This window comes from Streptomyces sp. NPDC101110 (assembly GCF_044759525.1).
Taxonomy (GTDB): domain Bacteria; phylum Actinomycetota; class Actinomycetes; order Streptomycetales; family Streptomycetaceae; genus Streptomyces.
In genome coordinates this window covers 438,896-458,223 of the sequence record NZ_JBIVZM010000006.1, presented here as the reverse complement: position 1 = coordinate 458,223, position 19,328 = coordinate 438,896, and the positions used below count along the sequence as shown (strand labels likewise).

Sequence of the window (19,328 nt, the reverse complement as noted above, 5' to 3'; positions counted from 1 at the left end):
GATCGAGGCGGCCCAAACGGCTGCTGCGGCAGACTGACCGATCCCATGTGCTGGGTGTATTGCGCCCACAGCTCGAGATCGTTTGGAGGAAGGCGATTTGACTGAGTCGAATCAGCCAGCAGCCCGGTGGAAGAGCGAACCGATGACGACGCGGCTCATCGCCGCTGTTCTCGTCACGGATCCGGACAGCGGCAGACTCCTCATCCTTCGGCGGAGCGCGCACTTGGATTTCGCGCCTGGCGAGTGGGACGTCCCCAGCGGCAAGGGCGAGCCCCGTGAACCGATCACCGCGACCGCGGTACGGGAACTGAAGGAGGAGACGGGCGTCGTGGCCGCCGAGGCAGACCTACGCCTGGTCCACGTCGTCCACGGTTCCTGGGGAGCGGAGGTCCCAGGGATGTTCATGGCCCTGGTCTTCCACACCGACCGGTGGAGCGGTACTCCCCACAACGCGGAGCCGCACAAGCACGACACCATCGCCTGGGTGCCCCCGGACGACCTGTCGCAACCGTTCACACACACCACCCTGGTCGCCGTCAAGCGGTACCTGGACGGCGGCCCGATCCTTTCATTCGACGGCTGGGCAGAGGCCGGATGACGGTCAGTCCGGGCAGCTGCCCGAGAGCCGTCGTCCGAAGTCGTGAAGCTCAGAAAGGAGCCGCGCGGCTTCTTTCCTGGCCGGCTCCAGACGGGGATCCTTGGGGTGCGCGTGTGGCCCTGCGATCTTCGCGCACATGAACAGTGCCATCAGCCGGCCGGACCTGCTCTCCAGGTCCGGCCGACGCTCGCTCCACACACGTTCCGCCAAGGCCGGGACGGCGAGGGAGTGGCCCCATAGCGTTGCCGCGTCCAGCCCTCGTGGTGCCATGCCCCAGTCTTCCCAGTCGATCATGCAGAACTCCGGGCCGGTCACGTTCGCCCACGTCAGGTCGGCGTGGGCCGGCAGCCACTCCTCCACCGTGGTGTCGGTCACCTCGGGAAAGACATGACGACAACGGCCCTCCGAAGAATCCGCCATCCCTGCATGGGCGGCGTGCGGCGGAATCTGCCTGGGTGCGACGACGCGAGGCCGGATGGCCTCCGACCCATCCGGTTAGCGCGTGTGACCTGACGAGTCAGCAGTGGCGTGGGGCTGGCCGATCAAATGAGGTATTCCTCCATCAGTTCGGCGAGGTGGACGATGGCTGGCCAGGTGGTGGCGATGTTGGTGTGGGCGTGGAGGCGTCGTTGGGCTTGGACGTACATGGCCCAGTCGGCGGGGTTGTCGCCGTCCTGGAGGAAGGCGGGCACGATCTCCAGGGAGGTGGGGTTGGAGCAGGTCCACGTTCGGTTGCCGGTCTGGGCCGGGTCGAACTTGGTGAGCGTGAGAGGGGTCTGGTTCTGATCGGGGCGCGGGTTGATGCCCCAGAAGGCGCGTTCCCCGACTTCAACGAGGCCGGAGAATCGTCCGTGCCGGGTGACGGGGATCAGTTCATCGGTGTCGTCGTCGGCTCTGACCATTTCCTGGGTGACACCGAAAGCCCTGGGCACTGCAGAGCGATCGCTGCGCTCGCGTAGCCGGATGATGCGCAGGCCCGGTTGGTCGCCGGGCTTGCGGCGGTCTGGGTCCGCGTTAGGGGCCGTGATGTCGATGCCCGGCAGCACGAGCTGGTCGAAGGTGATGCGGCTGTCCTGTAGCCAGGGCCAGATGTCCTTGTCACTCGTCCGGGCGCGGCGTACGAGCAACAGGCGGTTGACGGTGGAGTCGAGCGACAGAGCATTGGTGAGGAATTCGGCGAGGGCCGCGCGAGCGGTACGGGGTACGCGTCCGCGGCCGGCCACGAGGGCTTCCGGCAGGGCGGTCAGCGGCATGGGGCGCTCGGTGGGGCTGCCCGTCGTCATGAGCTGTGCCGTGGACTCCTCATGGGTGTGCTGACGGATCAGCATGGGCACGAGCATCCGCTCGCCGGCGGGCGCGAGCCATACGGTGATCAGCTCGAAGGGGCCTTCGACGCCGGGTGGGGCAGTGAGTTTGGGCAGGTGACCGGCCTGGCGGAGGGCGTCCCGGAGGGCGGAAGCGGCGCGCTCGATGTCGGTGGTCGCGAAGTCGGTGCTGGGGAAACGCTTGGCGAGGGCTGCTTTGCTGGGATTGGGGTTGGCCGGCGGGATGGGGCGCAGGCCCTGGACGTTGCGGCGCAGGCTCGGGAGGACCTTCTTGAAGAGGGTCTTGGGGTCGCGCTGGTGTGTGCGGGAGAAGTAGGCCGCGCCTTCCATCTCCACGATGCAGGCGATGGGGTGGGCAAGGCGGGGGAATGCACGGGTGATTCGCGTGGTGCGTTCGGCCTCGCTGGCTTCGTAGGCAGCCCGGCGGGCTGCCGGGTCCGACTCGGTGGAGCGTGGCAGGCCGGCGGTCAGGTCTTGCGGGTCGTGGCGGTGCAGGGTGAGGTTGATCGGTCCGGTGAAGCTGGCGCACGCCATTGTTGAGGTGGCGGGAGTCAGTCCGAGTTTGTCGGCGGCGGCTGTCTGTAGACCTTGCCAGGTGCGGTCGGAGGAGGCCCAGACTTCGAGTTCGTACGTGGGGGAGTCGGGCAGCTGCATCGGCAGGCGTGTCTTCGACCGGGTCCGTGCCTTGGGGCTGGGCGTCAGGGGGACCAGCCCCTTGTCCTCCAGCTGTCGGGCGACCTGAGCGAGGGCCTCCATGTGGTCGCGGGGCTGGTAGCCGTGGCCGACGGGGTGGTCGTGGGTAGCACGAGCCGGCGGGGCGCCGTCCTGGTTTGGATGGCGGTAGGTCATTCCGGTGCTGTGGACGAGGTGCGCGGCGAAGGGCTGACCCGCCGCGGTTCCAGGGGCGGCGCGCAGTTCGTCGAGGCTGGGTGGCTCGTGGTGGGTGAGGCGGGCGAGGATGCTGGTGACGCCCGGCTGCCAGGCCCAGGAGCTGTCCTGTCCGCGTCGGCGGATGGTGACGGAGCTCTGCAGGAGCATGGGACGTTCGCGGCGGTGGATGAATCCCTCTTTAGCGGAGAGCAGGACGCTGGCGGTGGGGTCGCCGTTTCCGCGGCGGGGGATGTAGTCGAGCGCGTTCGTCGCGAAGCGGGTCATACCCAGGTCGATGTGGAGGTGGACTTCGGGGACGCCCGGGACGGTTTCCAGGTGGAAGGTGAGGACGTCCACGCTGGCTCCCGCCGCGCCCTCTTCATCGATGAGGGGCTCCGGTTGGCCGAGATGCAGGGTGCGGCGGCCCTCGGCTTGGGTAGGGCCGAGCCGGAGGTCACGGCGGTGGCCCAGGAGCTGCAGGTCGGTGGTGGTGAGATGTTCGGCGGCGAGGCTGGGCAGGAGGTCGAAGACGTGCGCTGGAGGGTTGGCGGTGCCGTTGGCGTGGAGGCCGTGCTGGGCAAGGTCGAGGTCTTCGGGGATCCATTCGAACTGGCCAGCGCCTTCGAGACGGCCGTACCAGTCGGTGTCCGGCACCTGGGGCGCCACGTGCGTGGAGGCCCATGCCGACAGCGCGATCAGCAGTAGGTCCGGGTCGATCTCGGTACGCGCGCGCAGCCACGCCGGATGACGCGGGTTCCATTGCACGGAGGTGATCTCCGGGTCGATGAGGGTGATCAAGTCCCTCAGCGACTTGGTGGGCAGGTTGTCGGGCCCGTTGCGCCTTCGGCGGCTGGGGCGGGCCTCCCAGGCGGCCTGCAGAAGGCTGAGCATCCCGGGTGGGCAGGTCGCGCGGTAGCCGGTGACGGGCCAGCTGGCGCCGGTAGCGAAGGTGAGCGCGGTGGCTTGGGTGGCGCGGTAGGCGGGCATCAGCGGTGACCCCAGTCGATGTTGTCGAGGAGATGGGAGGCCAGGCCCCAGCAGGCGTGGGCGAGTTCATGGTCGAGGCGCTGTGCCGCGGTGGCGGTTGGGCCTGGATCGGTGAGCCAGCCGTGCAGGAGTTGCTGGGCGGCGACGATCACGCTCGTGCGGGGGGTGTCGGCAGCGGTTTCGTCGAGCGTGGCGGTGCGGGGCGCGAAGGCGGCGTCGCAGAGGTACACCAGCACCGGTTCGTTGCCGCGGATGCCGCGGCCGATTGTCTGGTGGAGCGGGACGAGGAAGTTGCCGACGAACGCCGCGTGTTCGACCGGGTCGGTCAGGCGGGAGAAGAGCACCGACTCTCCGACCCGCTGCTGCCAGCGGCGGCGTTCGCCGTGGCGGAGTTTACGAGCGAGGTCGACGGGATCGACCAAGGGGTCGGCCAGCTCGATCGGGTCGCGGAGGCGGCGCATTGCCTCGCGGCTGAGCAGGGACAGCGGGAAGGTGGCATCGTCGGCGGGTGGGTGGATGCGGGCCAGGTAGAACACCGCGCCGAGGGCTGCGACGCGGCGTGTGTTGAGGATGTTGTGGCCGCGTTGGACCGCGCCTTCGGCAGCAACCAGGATGTCGGCGCCGGATGTGGCAAAGGTGGGCAGGCGGCGTCTCGGGATGCTGTGCCGGGTGGGCGGGTCGTCGTCGCGGATGACGTGCAGGGCCGTGTAGGGGGTCTTGTGGTTGATGTAGTCGGCGACCGTCTGGGCATCGCGGGTGCTCTGCACGGTGAACAGGACCTGCTGACGGTCGTCGGCCAGCCGCAGACCGGCCTGCTGGAGCAGGGACTCGCGCGCCCCGGGGGCGGGGTTGCAGATCCAGTCGGCGGCCGTGCACAGCGCGTGGGCATGTCGAGTGGGGTCGCCGCCGGTGCCCGACGTGAAGACGGGGCGGCCGTCGGGGTAGCGCGGCGGCCGGAAGGACATCTTGCTTTCCTTCAGTGCCGCCCTGGCCTTTGCCGGCTCCCGTAGTACCAGGTTCGGGGCGATGTCCAGGTGGAAACGGGGCGAGGCGGGCATCCAGCTGGTGGCGGAGGCCAGGACGACATGCGGTCCCTCGATGCCCTCGGCTGTCAGGAGATCATGGAGGTGGTAGAGCAGCCAGCGGCCGACCCCGCGCAGCCACAGGATGCTGAACGATCCGCTGTCACCACCGGGGTTGGGCTGCCACTGAAGCGCCATCAGATTCCCGGCAGCCTGTTCGGGCACGAACGGCATCAGGTCACGTGGCGGCTGCCGGCTCCAGAAGTCCTCCCCGTCGCCGATCGGGGAGGAGCTGATGGCGTGCAGCCGTTGGGCAACTTCGAAGAAGGAGGTCGTGATTCGCGCGGCCCACACCCCGGCCTGCAGCAGTTGTGCGTACTCCGCCAGCGTGCCTCGGACCTTCGCCTCGTCGATGGCGGGCTGGTGCGTCGTGATCCATGCATCTGCGGCCTCCTGGGCCGACACATGAGTGTCGTGGGCTGCTGTCATCGCCTCGATCAGCTCGGCCCAGTTCGCCGCAGGAGCCTGGAACGGGGCGGAGAGCAGCGAGGCGAAGTGCTCTTCGAAGTAGTGGTCGGCGGCTTCTTCCTGTTCTGCCTTGTTCGTGAAGTCGGTCCGTTCACCGAGGCCGTGAAGGCTGCGGGCCAAGCGTCGCAGGAGGCTGTAGCCGGTGAACGGTCCCTCGACGATGACGTCGCGCAGTGCGTCCGCACCAGAGGCGATGACCAGTCGGTACAGCTCGGTCAGTGCCTGATCGTGCCGACGGAAATGTTTGTCGCCAGCCGTCACCTCCGGGTCGAGCAGATCGAGGAACCAGGAGTGCTCCAGCCGCTGCCCGATGCGGTCGCCTACCCGGTGACTCCAGCCCCTGCCGGGCTGGGAAAGGATTTCGTGCAGCAGGAACCGGTCGTCGAATTGCTGCTGCACGGTGTCGGCTTCGTCGACAAGCAGGACGGACAGGTGGTGCTGCGCCGCTTCGGCGACGCGGACCTCGATATGGGACTGAGGCATCCTCGTCGAGGCCAGGCCCGCCGAGGTCGTTACCCATACCTGTGCTTCGGCAACCTTGCGTGCCGCCGCATGCGAAGGGCACTGGGACAGAAGCGGGCAGTCTCGACGCCCGCTCGCGCCGGCGATGGTGAGCCGGCCTGTACAGGGCCGCTCCTCGCGGGGTAGCGGGGCTCGGTCGGTCCTGCTGGTCAGCCGCAGCTCCTCCAGGTAGCACTGGTCGTCAGCGAACGCCGCGGCAGGGTCCAGACCCTTGGGGAAGGTCGTCTCGCCGTCGTGGAGGAGCGAGCGCCAGTAACGGTCCTTGTGGATGCCTTCCCGGGTGCGTCCGAAGATGGGCACGGCATCGATGCCCAGGGCCTGCAGGAAGCTGACTTTGGCGAACACGTCGCTGCCGGAGGCGAGGACGAACCCGACCTTGCCGCCGCGGCGGGCGACGATGAAGGCGATCAGGTCCAGCAGGGTGGACTTGCCGCTGTTCATCAGGCCGACCACGTGCCACAGGCGGTCAATGGTCATCCGCCACTGCTGATCGAGGAGATGACCCTCGGCGTGGTCGGCCAGCAGGGCTTCCATCTGCTCGAACCGTTTGACGAAGTTCCGGTTTTCGATCTCCGGATGGGCTTCCAGGAGTTTGTCGATCTGTTCGGCAGCCCACTGGAAGTCATCCCGCGTAAGCGGAATGGGCTCCTGCACTCGGGAGGTTGCTGCGGACAGCACCGCGGGTGCAGGCACCGGGATGAGAGTCTCGGGGACGCGGATCTGTTCCCGCCTGCCGTCGGCCCGCTCGAAGGAACACACCGAACCCGGCGGCACCGGCCGGTACGGGGACGCTGTCTGGTAGGGGGCGATTTTCTGCAGCGTCTGACGGTAGAGGTCATGACGGGCCGCGGCGTACGGGGTGGACCGGCGGGTGAACACGGTCGACAACTCCGGCTTGTGGCCGCGCATGTCGCAGGGTTCGAAGCCTCGCACCTGTACCGGCAGTTTCACGTACTGATCGAGCTTCTCCCGCATGGTCCCGGTCTTGGCAAGCGGGCCCATCACCTCCCGCAGGGTCCGCAGCTGCGGACCCAGGTCCTCTTCCAGACGCATGTATCCAGACAGGACCGGCCACAGCGCGCCAACGCCCTGGCCGGGCAGATGGTCGTCCAGGAACGACAAGCCCACCTCCAACGCGCAGATCTCCCAGGGCCTGAGGGGGCCGAGCAGGGGGCGCACGCTGTCGTCCGCCAGTTCTTTCACCAGTTGCTTGCTCCAGGCGCGGGTGTCCCTCATCGCGTTCCTCCTGCCTGGCGCGCACGGACGGTGGCCTGTCGCAGGAACGTCTCCTCGTCGAGGACTTCGACGCCGGAAACGCGGCCCTGCAGTTCGCGCTCAAGGTCGGTGCGGTAGCCGGGAGTTCTGAGGCGGTGCATGGGGATGACGATGATGCGTCGCCGCGCCAGCACGCGTGGATCGCAGCGAAAGCCCCGGGCGAGTAGGGCCGGGCTTGAGCAGTCCTTGGCATCGACGACCCAGCGCTCCGCCTCTGCACCCGGTTCCTGGGCCTTGAACGTCAACGCCATATCCCACGCGTCCAGGCATGGCCAGTCCTCGACGTGCAGGGTGCCGTCGGCGAGTTCGCCCAGGGCGTCCAGCAGCCGTCCCTCCAGCAGTCCCGGGTCGTGGAAGAACTGGCGGGTTGCCCGGTGCTGGACCCAATACGCGCCCAGACACGTCACCTCGTACCGCTCTGGCAACCCTGTACAGCCGGGAGCCCCACAGCCAACGGCCCCGTCGTCAACCGGATTCCGGCAGTCGGCACAACGCCGCAGGCGAACTTTCCCCGGCGCCTGGACCGGGTGGTGGACGTAGGCGACGCGGACGAACTACGCGAGGAACGAGTCATGGTCGGAGTCAGCTGCCGGGAGTTCCCGCGCCAGCGCCTGGACCTCGCGGTCGGGGAGCACCGGATGGTCGATCAGCAGGCGCCGCAACCGGCAGTAGACCCGCTGGACAGCGTCGTCGTCCTTACCGTTCATCCGGGCACACAGCATCAGGGCGGCAAAAACCTGATTCTGAACGAGCTCCGCCTCGACGTCAGCGTGCTGGATCAGGTCTGCCGCCTGCTCGGCGAACTCAGACAGGGCATCACCCTCCAGCAGCACCACTTCGAGATCGCCCTCGGTGAGCGACAGCGGTACAGGCCACGATCCCAGCGGGCGACGGCACCAGTCGAACAGCTCCAGGTCGTTGCTGGGGCCTTCCAAACCCAGTGACTGCGCCTTCCACCACAACCGGCCGCGTGCATCACGCCAGGCACGCGGCAATGGCCCCGACCCGTCCGTGCCGCGGGCTTGAACGCCGGCCCGCTGCCGTTCGAGGCGGATTTTCACCAACGCGGCACACAGCAGCTCCACCAGCAGGTAGTCGTCCTGAGCGGTCCGTGAGTCTCTCTCTCCGCCGAGGCGGGCGTCCCGCGATGCAGGGACCGCAGCAGCGGGGCGGTGGTCATCTGGAAAGTCGCCGTCAACCGAGGGTGCCTGCGTACCCCCGGAGGCCGACGCAGCCGCTTCCTGAGCAACATTCATAGCCGACCGGTATACCCGACCGCACTGACAACGCCTCTCAGAATTCGAATGTCTATGCGATTGACTTGCTCATGATTTCGATCATCGTCGGCTGGCGCTGCCGGACAGCACTGTGGACGGCGGTGCTACGGCCTGCGGGATTCTTCGATGGGGATCTCTGAAAACCGCTCTGTCTTCGGCTCCGGGAAGGCGCGCGGCCCGCGCTGTCAGTGGTGGGTGGTGGGATATGCCGTAGCACCGTTGCCGATGTCTCCGGAGTCGCCCGCATGAGCTTAGATATGACGGCCCCTGCCTCTCGCGAGCCGAAAAATGGCATCGGAGCGAGCCCGGTACCTCGCTTGGGTTGCACCGATCGGACACGAGCAGTGAGCCATCGAGCTGCATCCTGGGAGGTCTGGTGCGGGCTACTCTCGAGCGATGGGGTCCGGCGGGCGAACCTCGCAGTGGCGACAGGGGGTGTGCAGGGCGCCGTCGGCTACCCGCGCGCATATGCCCGAGGGCACCGCAAGGTGCGTCCCGATGGATATCGTCTGTGAGTCTCCCGCGCAGGGAGCGCGACGCTTCGCGTGTGCTCACCCGGCAGGCCAAGCCTGGTGTGTACATGCAGAGCCCGCCCTAAATAGGGTGACCAGCAGGATTTCACGGCCTTCGGGTCGCCACCTTTTGACGAGCAAGGACACCCCCGACTGATGGCAGTGACCCAGCAGGAGATCGAGAACCGGTTGTGGGACGCCGCCGACGAGCTGCGCGTGGCGATGCCCGAGGCGCAGTACTCCTCGGTCGTCTTCCCTCTGATGTTCTGGAAGTATCTGTCGGATACCTGGGAGCACACCCACCAGACCTTCCTCAAGGAGAACGAGGACCTCGACCTCTCAGCCGAGGAAGCCGACGAGGTCGAGTACAGCAACTACCAGACGTTCAAGATCCCCTTCATCTTCCCTGGTACGGTCGCCGAGAGCCGCGCCTCTTGGTCATCCATCCTCGCCACCGTCGCCCAGCACGGCCTCGGCCAGCGGGTTCGCGCTTCCCTCCAGGCCATCGAGTCGGCCAACCCTGACAAGTTCTCCCGTATTTTCGGGTCCATGACCTGGACCTCCGAAGCGGTGCTTCCAGGGGAGGTGCTGGCGTCGGTCATGCGGACGATGAACCGCGTCCCCAAGATGCACGAGGGCAACATGTCCCACGACGTGCTCGGTGGAGCGTACGAATACCTGCTCAAGCGGTTCTCGGACGGGTCCGGTACCCGCGCTGGCCAGTTCTTCACGCCGCGCGAGGTCGTCGAGCTGATCATCGAACTGCTGGGCCCCAAGAACCACGAGTCGGTGTACGACCCGACCTGCGGGTCGGGTGGCATGCTCATTGCTGCCGCGAGTCTCCTGAAGTCCCACGGCGGGCGGGGGTACACACTCAGCCTGAACGGGCAAGAGGCGGTAACGGATACCGCAGGTGTGGCCCGCATGAACCTCTTCATGCACAACCTGACCGAGTTCAAGGTCGAGGTCGGCGACACTCTGAGGGACCCGCGCTTCAAGAAGCCGGACGGGTCCGTCAAACAATTCGACGTGATTGTCGCCAATCCGCCCTACAGCCTGAAGTGGCGGCCCTGGACCAACGACCCCCGAGCCATCGGCGGGGTCGCCCCACAGTCGTCGGCCGACTGGGCATTCGTGCAGCACATGATCGCCAGCATGGATCCAAAGAAGGGGCGGGCCGGCGTCGTCCTGCCGCACGGCGTCCTCTTCCGGGGCGGCCAGGAGGCAGCCATCCGCCAACGCGTCCTGGACACCGACCTCCTGGAAGCCGTGATCGGGCTACCCGCGAACCTCTTTTACAGCACGACGATTCCGACCTGCATTCTCGTATTTCGTGCCCCCGGCACTAAGACCCCGGAGCGGCAGGGCGGCGTGCTGTTCATCGACGCCTCCACACGGTTCACCAAAGCCAAGAACCGCAACGTCCTCACTGACGCAAACATCACCGACATCGTGACCGCCTACCACTCGGGCTCCGACAGCGACGGAGCGGCTGGCTTCTCGGCGCGGTTTGTCCCCTCCGCAGAGATCGTGGCGAATGGGTACGACCTCAATATCGGCCGCTACATCAAGCAGACCGCTGCAGAGCAAGAGGACCTCGGTACCCTGATCGACGCCTATAACATCGCCCGCGCCGAGCGCCAAAAGACCGAGCAGCGCATGCTCGCGGTCCTCTCTGCCGCCGGGATCGAGGGCTTCGATGAGTGACTGGCAGCAGATCGGCCTCGGAGACCTGGAGACTCCCGTGAGCCGCAAGGCAGCCGTTCCTCCGCAGGTATCGAGGGATTCAATGCGTGACGGCTATCCGCTCCGTCCGCTCGGGGAAGTGATGCGCCTCGATATCCAGCGCACACCGATGAATCCTGCAACTACCTACCGCCTAGCCGGGGTTCTGAATGCAGGAAAAGGGGTTGTCGCTAAAGGCGAACTCGATGGCGGAGATACAGGGTACGCAGCAATGAACGTGCTGCGCGCTGACCAGGTCGTGATGCGAAAACTGACCGCATGGGAAGGGCCAATCACCGTAGTACCTGCAGAGTTCGACGGATTCATCGTCAGCAACGAGTTCCCGACGTTCACACTTAGCCCAGAACTGATGCCCGACTGGATGAGGCACGTCTGTGGCTCACCGCGGCTGTGGGCAGAGATGAAGAACCGGGTGAGCGGGACAGTTCAACGACGCAAGCGTCTCAACCCAGAACAACTCTTGCAGATTCAACTGCCGATCCCGCCCCGTGAGGTGCAAGCTCGGATCGTAGAGATGCTCGACGCGGTCGACGACCAGATCGCAGCACTCGATCGTGAAGCAAGTGCTGCCAACACAGCCGCTGGCGCAATTGCCGAGTCGATGCTGGCCGATCATGCTCCCGTCCGGATCGGGAACTACCTTGATCGCATCGAGGGCGGTCGTAGCCCGCAGGCGGTTGACACACCGCCTAAAGAAGACGAGAAAGGTGTCCTCAAGGTCAGTGCGGTCGCAGCTTTCCACTTCATCGCGGACGAGGCCAAGACGCTCGCCTCGGAAACAGAGATGCCAAAGTCAGCGGAAGTGCGGGCAGGAGATGTGCTAGTCACACGTGCGAATGGCGCCATCAACCGCGTCGGCGCGGTCTGCCGTGTTCCCTCTGACGTTAGAGGCGGTCTATATCTGAGCGACAAGACGCTTCGCATGGTCACCGCTAGTGGCCTTGACCCGGATTTCCTGGTTGTCGCTATGTCTCTTTCAGCGGTGCGGAGGCAGATCGTTATGGCCGCCTCTGGTTCGGCTTCTATGAAGAACATCAGCCAGACGAAAATTACTGCGCTCGAAGTGCCAGTGCCAGAACTGGCTGAGCAGCGCAAGGTTGCTTCGACGGTCCTTTCGGTGCGTTCACTCGGAAGGGCGTCTCACGCAGAGGCGGACAGGCTCCGCAAAGTCCGCGCCGCTCTGCTGGCGGGCCTGCTGGACGGGACCATCAGCATCGGCGCTGCTGACCTGGAGGTCGCCTAATGGCAAAAGGCATAAGGGAGCGCGAGTTCCAGAACTCCATGATTCAGTGGTCCCTTCCGATGGGATGGGGCTTCAAAGCTGGCAGGTCGCTGCCGCGCGAGACGACACAGACGGTGCTCGTCGGCGAGCTGCGTGATGCCATCGTTCGGCTCAACCCTGAGGTGATCGACGGGTTCGATGTGGACGCCGTGGTCGAGGAGATCATCGCCACGGTCAACGCCGTCGAAGGCGGGCTGGTGCGAGCCAACGAGCAGGTGCTGGAACTGCTGCGCGGGCACAGGGAGTTCCGGGGCTCCGATGGCGTGTGGCACGCCTTAAAGGTCATCGATTTCGAGCACCCGACCACCAACACCCTGGTCGTGTCTGACGAGGTGACCATTACCATCCCCGGCAAGACCCCCCGCCGGTTCGATCTCGTGTACTGGGCCAATGGCCTGCCCCTCGTTGTCGTAGAGGTGAAGTCACCGACCGCTAAGTCAGGGTGGGCCGACGCCGCACGTGAGATCAACGACGTGTACGCCACCGAATATCCGTGGTTCTTCACCCCCAATGTCTTCGCTGTTGCCTCCGATGGGCTGAAGCTGCGGTTCGGTGCCGCTGGTGCGCCCCTGAACCTGTGGCAGCCGTTCCGGTCCACTGACGACGACGAGAACCTGTCCGGGCAGGCCGATGTGCAGCGCTCTGTAGAGCTGCTGCTCAACCCGGCCACGGTCCTGGACATGCTCGCCAACTTCACCCTGTTCGATACCTCTGGAGGCGGGGCGGACAAGAAGTACCTGCCCCGCTACCCGCAGATGGAGGCCGCCCATCTGATCCACAGGCGGGTCCTGGCCGACGGCAAGAAAGGTCTGGTCTGGCACCACCAAGGCAGCGGGAAGACGCTGCTGATGGTGTTCGCAGCTTCGCTGCTGCTGGCTGACACCCGAACCGAGTCGCCCACGATCATCTTGCTCTCGGACCGAACCCAGCTCGTGCGGCAAACCTCTGGGGTATTCACCTCCGCGATGGGAGACGCCTACTTCCACCAGCCCTCCACCAGCAAGGAGTTGCGTTCCCTGCTGGCTGACGAAGTGCGCGGCGTCATCTCCACGACTGTCCACAAATTCGCCGACGCCGGCAAGAACCTGTCGACCCGCCGCAACATCATCGTGCTGGTCGATGAGGCACACCGCACCCAGTCATCCGAGGAAGAGTCCCTGGCCGGGCAGATGCGTGCAGCGTTGCCGCACGCGAAGTTCTTCGGCATGACCGGCACACCCATCAGGAACCTCGCCACCAACACCTTCGCCCTCTTCGGCGAGGAGACCGACCCGAACAGGGTGCTGCACCGGTATTCGGTGTCCCGGTCTCTCCAGGACGAGGCAACCGTTCCAGTCATGCTGGACCCGCACCCGGTCACCTTCGAGATGAACGACCAGGCGCTCCAGGCGGAGTTCGACCAGTTCGCCGACGAATTCGACCTCGACAACCCCGACCGTGAAACCTTGTCCCGCAAGTTCGGGCGCCTCACCTCGGTGTTCGCCAACCCCGAACGCATCCACACGGTCTGCCAGGACATCGTGGACCACTACCTGGCCGGCACCTATCGCAACGGCCTCAAGGCGCAGGTCGTGGCCTACAACCGTGAGCTGGCCGTGGCATACACGGACAAGATCAACGAGCTGCTGGCCGGCTACGAAGCGGCGCAGGTACTCGCCGAGGTCGGCAAGCACGATCGGATCACCGCAGAGGTGAATATCCACGTCTCGGACGCCAAGACCGAGGAAGCGGCCATGCGGCCGTACCGGCTCTCCGAGGTCGACGAGGAGGACCAGAAGCGGCGATTCCTCACTCCCGACGACCCACTGTGCTTCCTGGTCGTGACGGCCAAGCTGATGACCGGGTTCGACGCCCCCAACGAGGGCGTCCTCTACCTGGACAAGCCGCTGAAGGCTCACAACCTGTTCCAGACAATCACCCGCCCGAACCGCACATGGGTCTCCCCGGCCGGATTCGTGAAGACCACCGGCGTGGTCGTGGACTACATCAGCCTGGCCGAAGAGGTTCAGCGTGCCGTTGTCGACCCCACCTCGGAGGGGTCCGCCGGCAAGGGCGGCGGGTTCGTCACCGACCTGACCGACCTGGTCGCCGAGTTCCGCACCACCTTCGCCCGCATCGAAGACCTCCTCGCAGACGTGGACGGCCTCGACCTCACAGCCCACGGATACGAGTCCGTACGCGTCATCAACGGCTTCCTGGACGCCAACCCTGACGCCGCCGAGGTCTTCAGCAAGAACTACCGGCTTCTGGCCCGCCTATACCCACTCATCAACACGGACAAGCGGGTCGTCAAGTACCAGGACGGGTTCGGGCTCTTCGGGTCTGCGTACACGACCCTGTTCAAGAAGTCTTCCGACGAGGAAAGGAAGGAGCGACTGGGCGAGCTGGGGCCGATGGTCCTGGAGATAATCAACGCCCACGTCCACTCCTTCTCGGTGGCCGCCTCCCAGGAAGAAGCCCTCGTCCTGGATGCCCAGGGCATCACGATCCTCAAGGAGCTGCTGGCCCTCGTCCGTCCCAAGCCCGACAAGGACGACAGCGAGGACAAGAGGCCGCCGTCTGCGGCGGAGATCCTGGACCACATCAAGGCGGCCCTCGAGAAGGGCGTCGAACCTGGGTCCGCGAAGTACACCGCCCTGGCAGAGCGGATCAGGCAGCTACGGGACCGCATCATCCAGAACGCCCAGGACGCCCTGGAGTTCCTGGCCGAAGCACTCCGGGTCGCCCGTGCCATCGTGAACGCCGAGAAGCACCCCGACGAAGCCGTCGTGCTGGACGACGACCACGTGGGTGTCCTGTCGCGGATCATCCACGACCACGCGCCGCCCGGCCTCACCGTCACGGAGCAAAATCTGGCCGAGGAGATCGACCAGGTGGTCAAGCGCACCCTCGCCCAGTCATGGGACAACGCTGAGGCCCGCAACCGCGGCGTCCGCCGCGCCACGGCCGCTGTATTCCGCCGGTACATGTTGAAGCCGGTGGGCGAACCGTACGGCTCCACGGTCGCCTACGTTGAAGCCCACTACCTCGTTGACTGACGAGTGCGTGGAGGCCCGGCAACCTGTGACGGTTGCCGGGCCTCGTCGCGCTGCTCGGGCCCCGATCTGTCCCCTGAGCGACGCCAATTTTCGTCGTCGTTCCGGCTGGCGGGGATGCTACAACGGGGCCAGGGCTGCGATGTCGCGCACGGTGATGTGGAGGGCGTGAAGCGGCTGAGTCCGTGTGGGGCGCACGACCTCCAGACTTTGTGCGCCCTCACGAAGCCGGAAGACGAGCTGGTCGAAGTGGTACCAGCCGAGGTTGATCCACAGGGCGTCGGCGCCGTACTGGTCGCGGCGGTGGTCGAGTGGCTGTCCCTGCACCCATACGGACGGCGGGGACATGCCGGAGTCCTCCGTATAGCGCACGGCGGCAGCGGCTGCGCGATGCAGTGGGCTGTCCGTCTTCCATCGGCGCCCCAGGGCGGCTACGGCGGCCGGGTCGGTGGGGTCGGCGGACGTGAGGGCGATGCGGCTGATCTCGATCGCGCCGGTGTCGAGCAGTTCCACTGAGGCTTGTCCCGTAACTGATCTTCGGGTGGGTTGAAGGAGGTCAATCGTTGTCCTGCTTGCTCGTCTATCCGGTGAGAGCGAGGTTGTGGAGGCGGGCGATGCCGCTCATGGCGTCCTGGACACCGTCGCCCTTGAGGCGGCAGTCGCGCAGGATCTTCCAGGTCTTCATGCGGGCGAAGACATGCTCAACCCGAGCGCGGACCTGCTTGTGGGACTTGTTGTGCGTCTGCTTCCAGTCGGGGAGTTCTTCGCCTTTGCGGCGCCGATGGGGCATCACGAGGCCGGTGCCCGGGTAGCCGCCGTCGGCGATCGTCATGGTGTTGCCGACGGCGGCCTTGGCCCCGGATTCCACCCATGCCTTGCAGTCGTTGCGGTTGCCGGGCACCGGTCGGCCGACCACGACGACCAGGCGGCTGTCGGCGTCGATGACGACCTGGTGGTTGGTGGAGTACCGGTAGTTTTTCGACTGCTCGGCGACCGTGTGGTCACGGGTGGGAACCAGGGTGCCGTCCACGATCAGCACGGTCTCCTTGCGGAATCGCTTGCGCTGCCGCAGGGCCAGTAACGGCCCGAGCTGATCGACGATCCGGTCGGCAGCCGACTTGGATACTCCAAACAGCGGAGCGAGTTGCCGCAGCGTCAGGTTCGTTCGCCAGTAAGCGGTGACCAGCAGGACTCGGTCCCTGCAGCGGCAGGCTCCACGGCCGACCCTTGCGAACCGGGTCCGCACCTTCGCGCCGCAGCGCGGTGACCAGCTTGCCGAACTGCCGCGGGCTCAGCCCGGTGAACGGGGCTATCCAGGACGGCTCGGACGCCGTGATCACACCAGACACAGCAAGATCGTCTCAACTGCCGGCCGTTCGCGGTGGCCTCTCGCGGCTGGCTCCGTTCGATTGCTTGAGCAGCGGTGGCCCGTGAGCCAGGAGTGTGGGCAGAGGAAACGGCTTTGCGCCCTGTGTGATCGGCATGGATGCTGGCTCGCCGGAGGTAGTGAAGATGATCAACGTTGTGTTGAAGCTGTCAGCCCGTGATTTGGTGCATGCGGACCTGGCGTCGTGCGGGTGGGCAGGGTCTGACCACCACCTGGCCAGCGTCGCCAAGCAGTTGGAGCGTGTCCGGACCGGCGAGGTCGACTACCTTGCGGTCTGCCCTGCAACGGACATCCCTGTGGCGAAAGGCGGCGTCGACTACCAGGTCAAGAAGGGGGTCGGCACTTTGTGGCAGCTGGCAGTCCACCCCGCATTGCAGTCGTGCGGGATCGGCACGTTCCTTGTTGAAGCCGCAGAACTGCGGATCAGGAACCGCGGTCTGCGGCAGGCCGAGCTCGGTGTGGAGGAAAGCAATCCCAGGGCACGTGCGCTATACGAAAGGCTGGGTTATGTCGCGTACGACCGTCAGCCAGATTCGTGGGACGAGCAAGCCCCTGATGGATCGTTGCGCCGCTACGAGACGATGTGCACGTTGATGCGGAAGGAACTCACGTAGGCTCAGTCACCTTCGCGGAGTCTCTCAGTGGACGCGGCATCCCAGGTCATGTACGGGCGCCGTCCTCTCCATCAGATCCGGGCGCTGTCCCCCAGGGAGCGCAACCAGACTCTGCGGGACGGCTTGCCCGACGGCGAGAGCGTGCGGACGTGGCGACGTAGCCCGAGCGGTCACGAGATAGCCCACCACCGGCCCCTGGCGATCTTTACGGGACAAGCTTTAGCCGGACGCGTATGAGGGAGGGGGATCCACCGGTCGAGTCCGTCGAACTGCTCGATCACGGCGTCGCGGGGCGCTCGGCCGGCGTCCAGGTCCGCCTTCATCGCCTGCAGCCGTTCTTCTGCGGTGGCGCGGGGGTCGCCGCGTTTCCACAGCAGCCTCGGTTCGGAGCCTTCGGGGAGGCGGTCGTTTTGGTTGAACTGGAATTGGAAGCCGCGCTTGCTGCCTTTGAGCGCGCGCTTCATGCCCGCCATGGGATCCCGCCCGTACATGAGGGCGCCGACGACGTGTTCGGTGAATTCGGTGTCGGTCCGGTGGACCACCGCCACGTCGAGGTCGCCTGGCTGCAGCGCGCCTCGGGCGTAGGAACCGAATGCATAGACCTCGTCTACGAGATCGAGGGGGCGACTGCCTGCGTCCAGATTGTCGAGCATCTCGTGGAGCATCTCCGTTGCCCGTTCACGTTTCACTTGGACTCCCTTGCCGCCCACGACCACTGCTTGGACCTTAGGGCCCACAAGCTAAGGAGAGAGTGCTCTGCAGAGAGTGAATCCACGAGCGTCCCGCGCTGGGTTGGCGAGGGCGGCGGCCTCATCGGCATTCAGCGAGAGTAAGCCCCCGTGAAGCGGATAGACGCGGTACGGTGCGGGTGTGGCCCTGCGGCATCCCCCGTCCGCAGGGCCACACTGCTGTTCGCGTGCGTGAGTGTGCTGGTCAGCGACTTCGGCTCGCCTGAGGTCTGGCGACGGTCGTCGCGATGGCCGGTTCGGTGGCGGTGGGACGCGGAGGCTGCCGCTGGACGCTGGGGCTGAACTGCCGCGTGCCGGTGCCGTGCGCGAGTTCCCCGGCCAGGTCGGCGATCATGGGGGCGGGCGCGTAGGGGGAGGCGTGGATCGTCCAGGTGGGCTGGTCGATGGTGGGGCCGGCCCAGATGGTCCAGGTGGCGAGAGGGCTGTTCGGTTGCTGGGCGGCGAAGGCGTCGAACTGGACCCCGGCATCCTGGGAGGCGTTCGTCCAGCGGAGCCAGCGTCCGTCCACGGTGTGTTTCCATCCGGCGTCAGCGAGGGGTTTCGTGGCGGCGGTGACGGTCTTCTCGTCCACGGGGCTCCCCAGGGCGGCGGTGTCCCATCCGCCACCGTCGGCGAGGTGGTTCAGCAGTGCCTGGAGCATGGGAGCGGGAGCAGTGCCCGTGGCCGTCAGGTGCCACATGCGGTCGGACACCGGCGTCTCGTAGGCAGCCACGGTCCAGGCGGTCTCGCGGGGGTGGGCTTCGTGGACCCGCTCGATGCGCAGAGTCTGCGATTCGTGGATCGCGTGGGTGGTCTCGTCTGACCAGGTCCGCCACTTCTCCCATTCGCCGTGTGCGTCGAGGAAGGTGTCGAGGAGGGCATCGTGGTCGCCGGCATCGGCCAGGTAGGCCGCAACGGTCTCCGGCTCCGGGCGGGCCGGTTCGGGCTTGGCTGCGGTGTGGGCGAGCGGGGTGCGGGCTTCGGCGGCGGCGCGTTCGGTGTCGGTCAGGGGTGCTGGGCCGGGGCGCATTTCTGCAGCGTGAACCTTCTCGAAGGCGAGCAGGGCTCCAGCGGGTGAGTCGAAGGTGTCGGCGACTTGCCGCAGGTGGTCCTCGCCGTGGAGGTAGACGGACTTGCCGTTGCGGCCGAGGTAGGTGCCGACCGCGACAGTGGTGTGGCCGTCGTGGGCGTGCGCGTGGATGAGGAGCTGGCCGTGGCGGATGTCGTCATGGATCTTCTGCGCCTCGTTGGAGACCTCTCGGATTTCGCTGCGGGTGCACCAGGGCATCGGGTAGTTCGCCCAGGTCCATTCCTCGTCCATGGCCTCTTGGAGCCGAGAGGTGATCTCGACGGTGATGCCCTCGGCGGTCAGGTGCTTGGCTGCGTCCTGGGCCCAGTAGGGCTCCTCGTGGTCGATGCGGACCAAGACCAGGACATTGTCGGCGACGACGGTCCAGTCGGCTGCCTCCAGGCCCAGGTGGGCAATGTGGGCCTGGGCGCCGGTCAGGACGGCGGTCACGGCGCTGGGATGGGTGGGGTGGGTGTCGAGGTGGACCTGGGCGTCGATGGAGAGTGTGGTTGTCACGCTGAGGTGGTCGTCTCTTCGGCCGGTGGCCGGGT

12 protein-coding genes and 2 pseudogenes are annotated in these 19,328 nt (G+C 66.3%); 5 read left to right on the top strand and 9 right to left on the bottom strand.

Annotated elements, in window-relative coordinates; genetic code table 11:
* Positions 1-142 precede the first annotated feature (142 nt).
* Positions 143-598 carry an NUDIX domain-containing protein gene (locus tag ACIQU3_RS17345; RefSeq protein ID WP_403925998.1) on the top strand — a complete coding sequence of 152 codons (456 nt, stop codon included), beginning with the start codon at positions 143-145 and terminating at the stop codon, positions 596-598.
* Positions 599-601: 3 nt separating this feature from the next.
* Here ACIQU3_RS17345 and ACIQU3_RS17340 read toward each other — a convergent pair.
* From ACIQU3_RS17340 to ACIQU3_RS17320, 5 genes and pseudogenes are all read right to left on the bottom strand, one after another.
* Positions 602-991: pseudogene (locus ACIQU3_RS17340) on the bottom strand (hypothetical protein); the annotation flags it as partial.
* Positions 992-1,140: 149 nt separating this feature from the next.
* Positions 1,141-3,780 (bottom strand): pPIWI_RE module domain-containing protein, encoded by a 2,640-nt coding sequence (locus tag ACIQU3_RS17335; RefSeq protein WP_403925995.1) that lies wholly within the window; start codon positions 3,778-3,780, stop codon positions 1,141-1,143.
* On the bottom strand, positions 3,780-7,088 hold the full coding sequence (locus tag ACIQU3_RS17330; protein WP_403925992.1) for a hypothetical protein: 3,309 nt from the start codon (positions 7,086-7,088) through the stop codon (positions 3,780-3,782). Before ACIQU3_RS17330 ends, ACIQU3_RS17335 begins: the two co-directional genes overlap by 1 nt.
* Entirely contained in the window at positions 7,085-7,534 is a 450-nt protein-coding gene (locus ACIQU3_RS17325; protein WP_403925990.1) for a hypothetical protein, read from the bottom strand. Before ACIQU3_RS17325 ends, ACIQU3_RS17330 begins: the two co-directional genes overlap by 4 nt.
* A gap of 147 nt (positions 7,535-7,681) precedes the next feature.
* A complete protein-coding gene (locus tag ACIQU3_RS17320) occupies positions 7,682-8,212 on the bottom strand; it encodes a hypothetical protein (RefSeq protein ID WP_403925987.1) in 531 nt (176 codons plus the stop codon).
* Positions 8,213-9,072: 860 nt separating this feature from the next.
* Between ACIQU3_RS17320 and ACIQU3_RS17315 the strand changes: the two genes are divergently transcribed.
* Genes ACIQU3_RS17315 through ACIQU3_RS17305 form a run of 3 tightly spaced genes read left to right on the top strand, consistent with a single transcriptional unit; the run spans position 9,073 to position 14,982 of the window.
* Positions 9,073-10,623, top strand: a complete 1,551-nt coding sequence (locus tag ACIQU3_RS17315) for an N-6 DNA methylase (protein WP_403925984.1) — start codon at positions 9,073-9,075, stop codon at positions 10,621-10,623.
* Complete coding sequence (locus ACIQU3_RS17310; RefSeq protein WP_403925981.1) at positions 10,616-11,905, top strand: restriction endonuclease subunit S; 1,290 nt, start codon at positions 10,616-10,618, stop codon at positions 11,903-11,905. Before ACIQU3_RS17315 ends, ACIQU3_RS17310 begins: the two co-directional genes overlap by 8 nt.
* Positions 11,905-14,982 (top strand): type I restriction endonuclease subunit R, encoded by a 3,078-nt coding sequence (locus ACIQU3_RS17305; RefSeq protein WP_403925978.1) that lies wholly within the window; start codon positions 11,905-11,907, stop codon positions 14,980-14,982. Before ACIQU3_RS17310 ends, ACIQU3_RS17305 begins: the two co-directional genes overlap by 1 nt.
* Positions 14,983-15,099: 117 nt before the next feature.
* Here ACIQU3_RS17305 and ACIQU3_RS17300 read toward each other — a convergent pair whose 3' ends face one another.
* Together ACIQU3_RS17300 and ACIQU3_RS17295 are read right to left on the bottom strand one after the other, a co-directional pair.
* A complete protein-coding gene (locus ACIQU3_RS17300) occupies positions 15,100-15,492 on the bottom strand; it encodes a hypothetical protein (protein ID WP_403925975.1) in 393 nt (130 codons plus the stop codon).
* 67 nt (positions 15,493-15,559) lie between these two features.
* Positions 15,560-16,328 (bottom strand): annotated as a pseudogene (locus ACIQU3_RS17295) (transposase).
* 163 nt (positions 16,329-16,491) lie between these two features.
* On the opposite strand from ACIQU3_RS17295, the gene ACIQU3_RS17290 reads away from it, so the two are divergent.
* The gene (locus ACIQU3_RS17290) at positions 16,492-16,980 is read left to right on the top strand and encodes a GNAT family N-acetyltransferase (protein ID WP_403925972.1); all 489 of its coding nucleotides are present in this window, start codon (positions 16,492-16,494) and stop codon (positions 16,978-16,980) included.
* Between the two features lie 170 nt (positions 16,981-17,150).
* On the opposite strand, the gene ACIQU3_RS17285 is transcribed toward ACIQU3_RS17290, so the two are convergent.
* Both ACIQU3_RS17285 and ACIQU3_RS17280 read right to left on the bottom strand, forming a co-directional pair.
* Positions 17,151-17,633: a nucleotidyltransferase domain-containing protein gene (locus ACIQU3_RS17285; protein WP_403925969.1), complete on the bottom strand. Its 483-nt coding sequence runs from the start codon at positions 17,631-17,633 to the stop codon at positions 17,151-17,153.
* Between the two features lie 280 nt (positions 17,634-17,913).
* The gene (locus ACIQU3_RS17280; RefSeq protein WP_403925967.1) at positions 17,914-19,293 is read right to left on the bottom strand and encodes a DUF317 domain-containing protein; all 1,380 of its coding nucleotides are present in this window, start codon (positions 19,291-19,293) and stop codon (positions 17,914-17,916) included.
* Positions 19,294-19,328 lie beyond the last annotated feature (35 nt).

Coding starts and splice junctions, on each gene's coding strand:
- ACIQU3_RS17345 (WP_403925998.1), top strand. CDS start 143: ATGACGACGCGGCTCATCGCCGCTGTTCTCGTCACGGATCCGGACAGC.
- ACIQU3_RS17335 (WP_403925995.1), bottom strand. CDS start 3,780: ATGCCCGCCTACCGCGCCACCCAAGCCACCGCGCTCACCTTCGCTACC.
- ACIQU3_RS17330 (WP_403925992.1), bottom strand. CDS start 7,088: ATGAGGGACACCCGCGCCTGGAGCAAGCAACTGGTGAAAGAACTGGCG.
- ACIQU3_RS17315 (WP_403925984.1), top strand. CDS start 9,073: ATGGCAGTGACCCAGCAGGAGATCGAGAACCGGTTGTGGGACGCCGCC.
- ACIQU3_RS17310 (WP_403925981.1), top strand. CDS start 10,616: ATGAGTGACTGGCAGCAGATCGGCCTCGGAGACCTGGAGACTCCCGTG.
- ACIQU3_RS17305 (WP_403925978.1), top strand. CDS start 11,905: ATGGCAAAAGGCATAAGGGAGCGCGAGTTCCAGAACTCCATGATTCAG.
- ACIQU3_RS17290 (WP_403925972.1), top strand. CDS start 16,492: ATGATCAACGTTGTGTTGAAGCTGTCAGCCCGTGATTTGGTGCATGCG.
- ACIQU3_RS17285 (WP_403925969.1), bottom strand. CDS start 17,633: ATGCTCGACAATCTGGACGCAGGCAGTCGCCCCCTCGATCTCGTAGAC.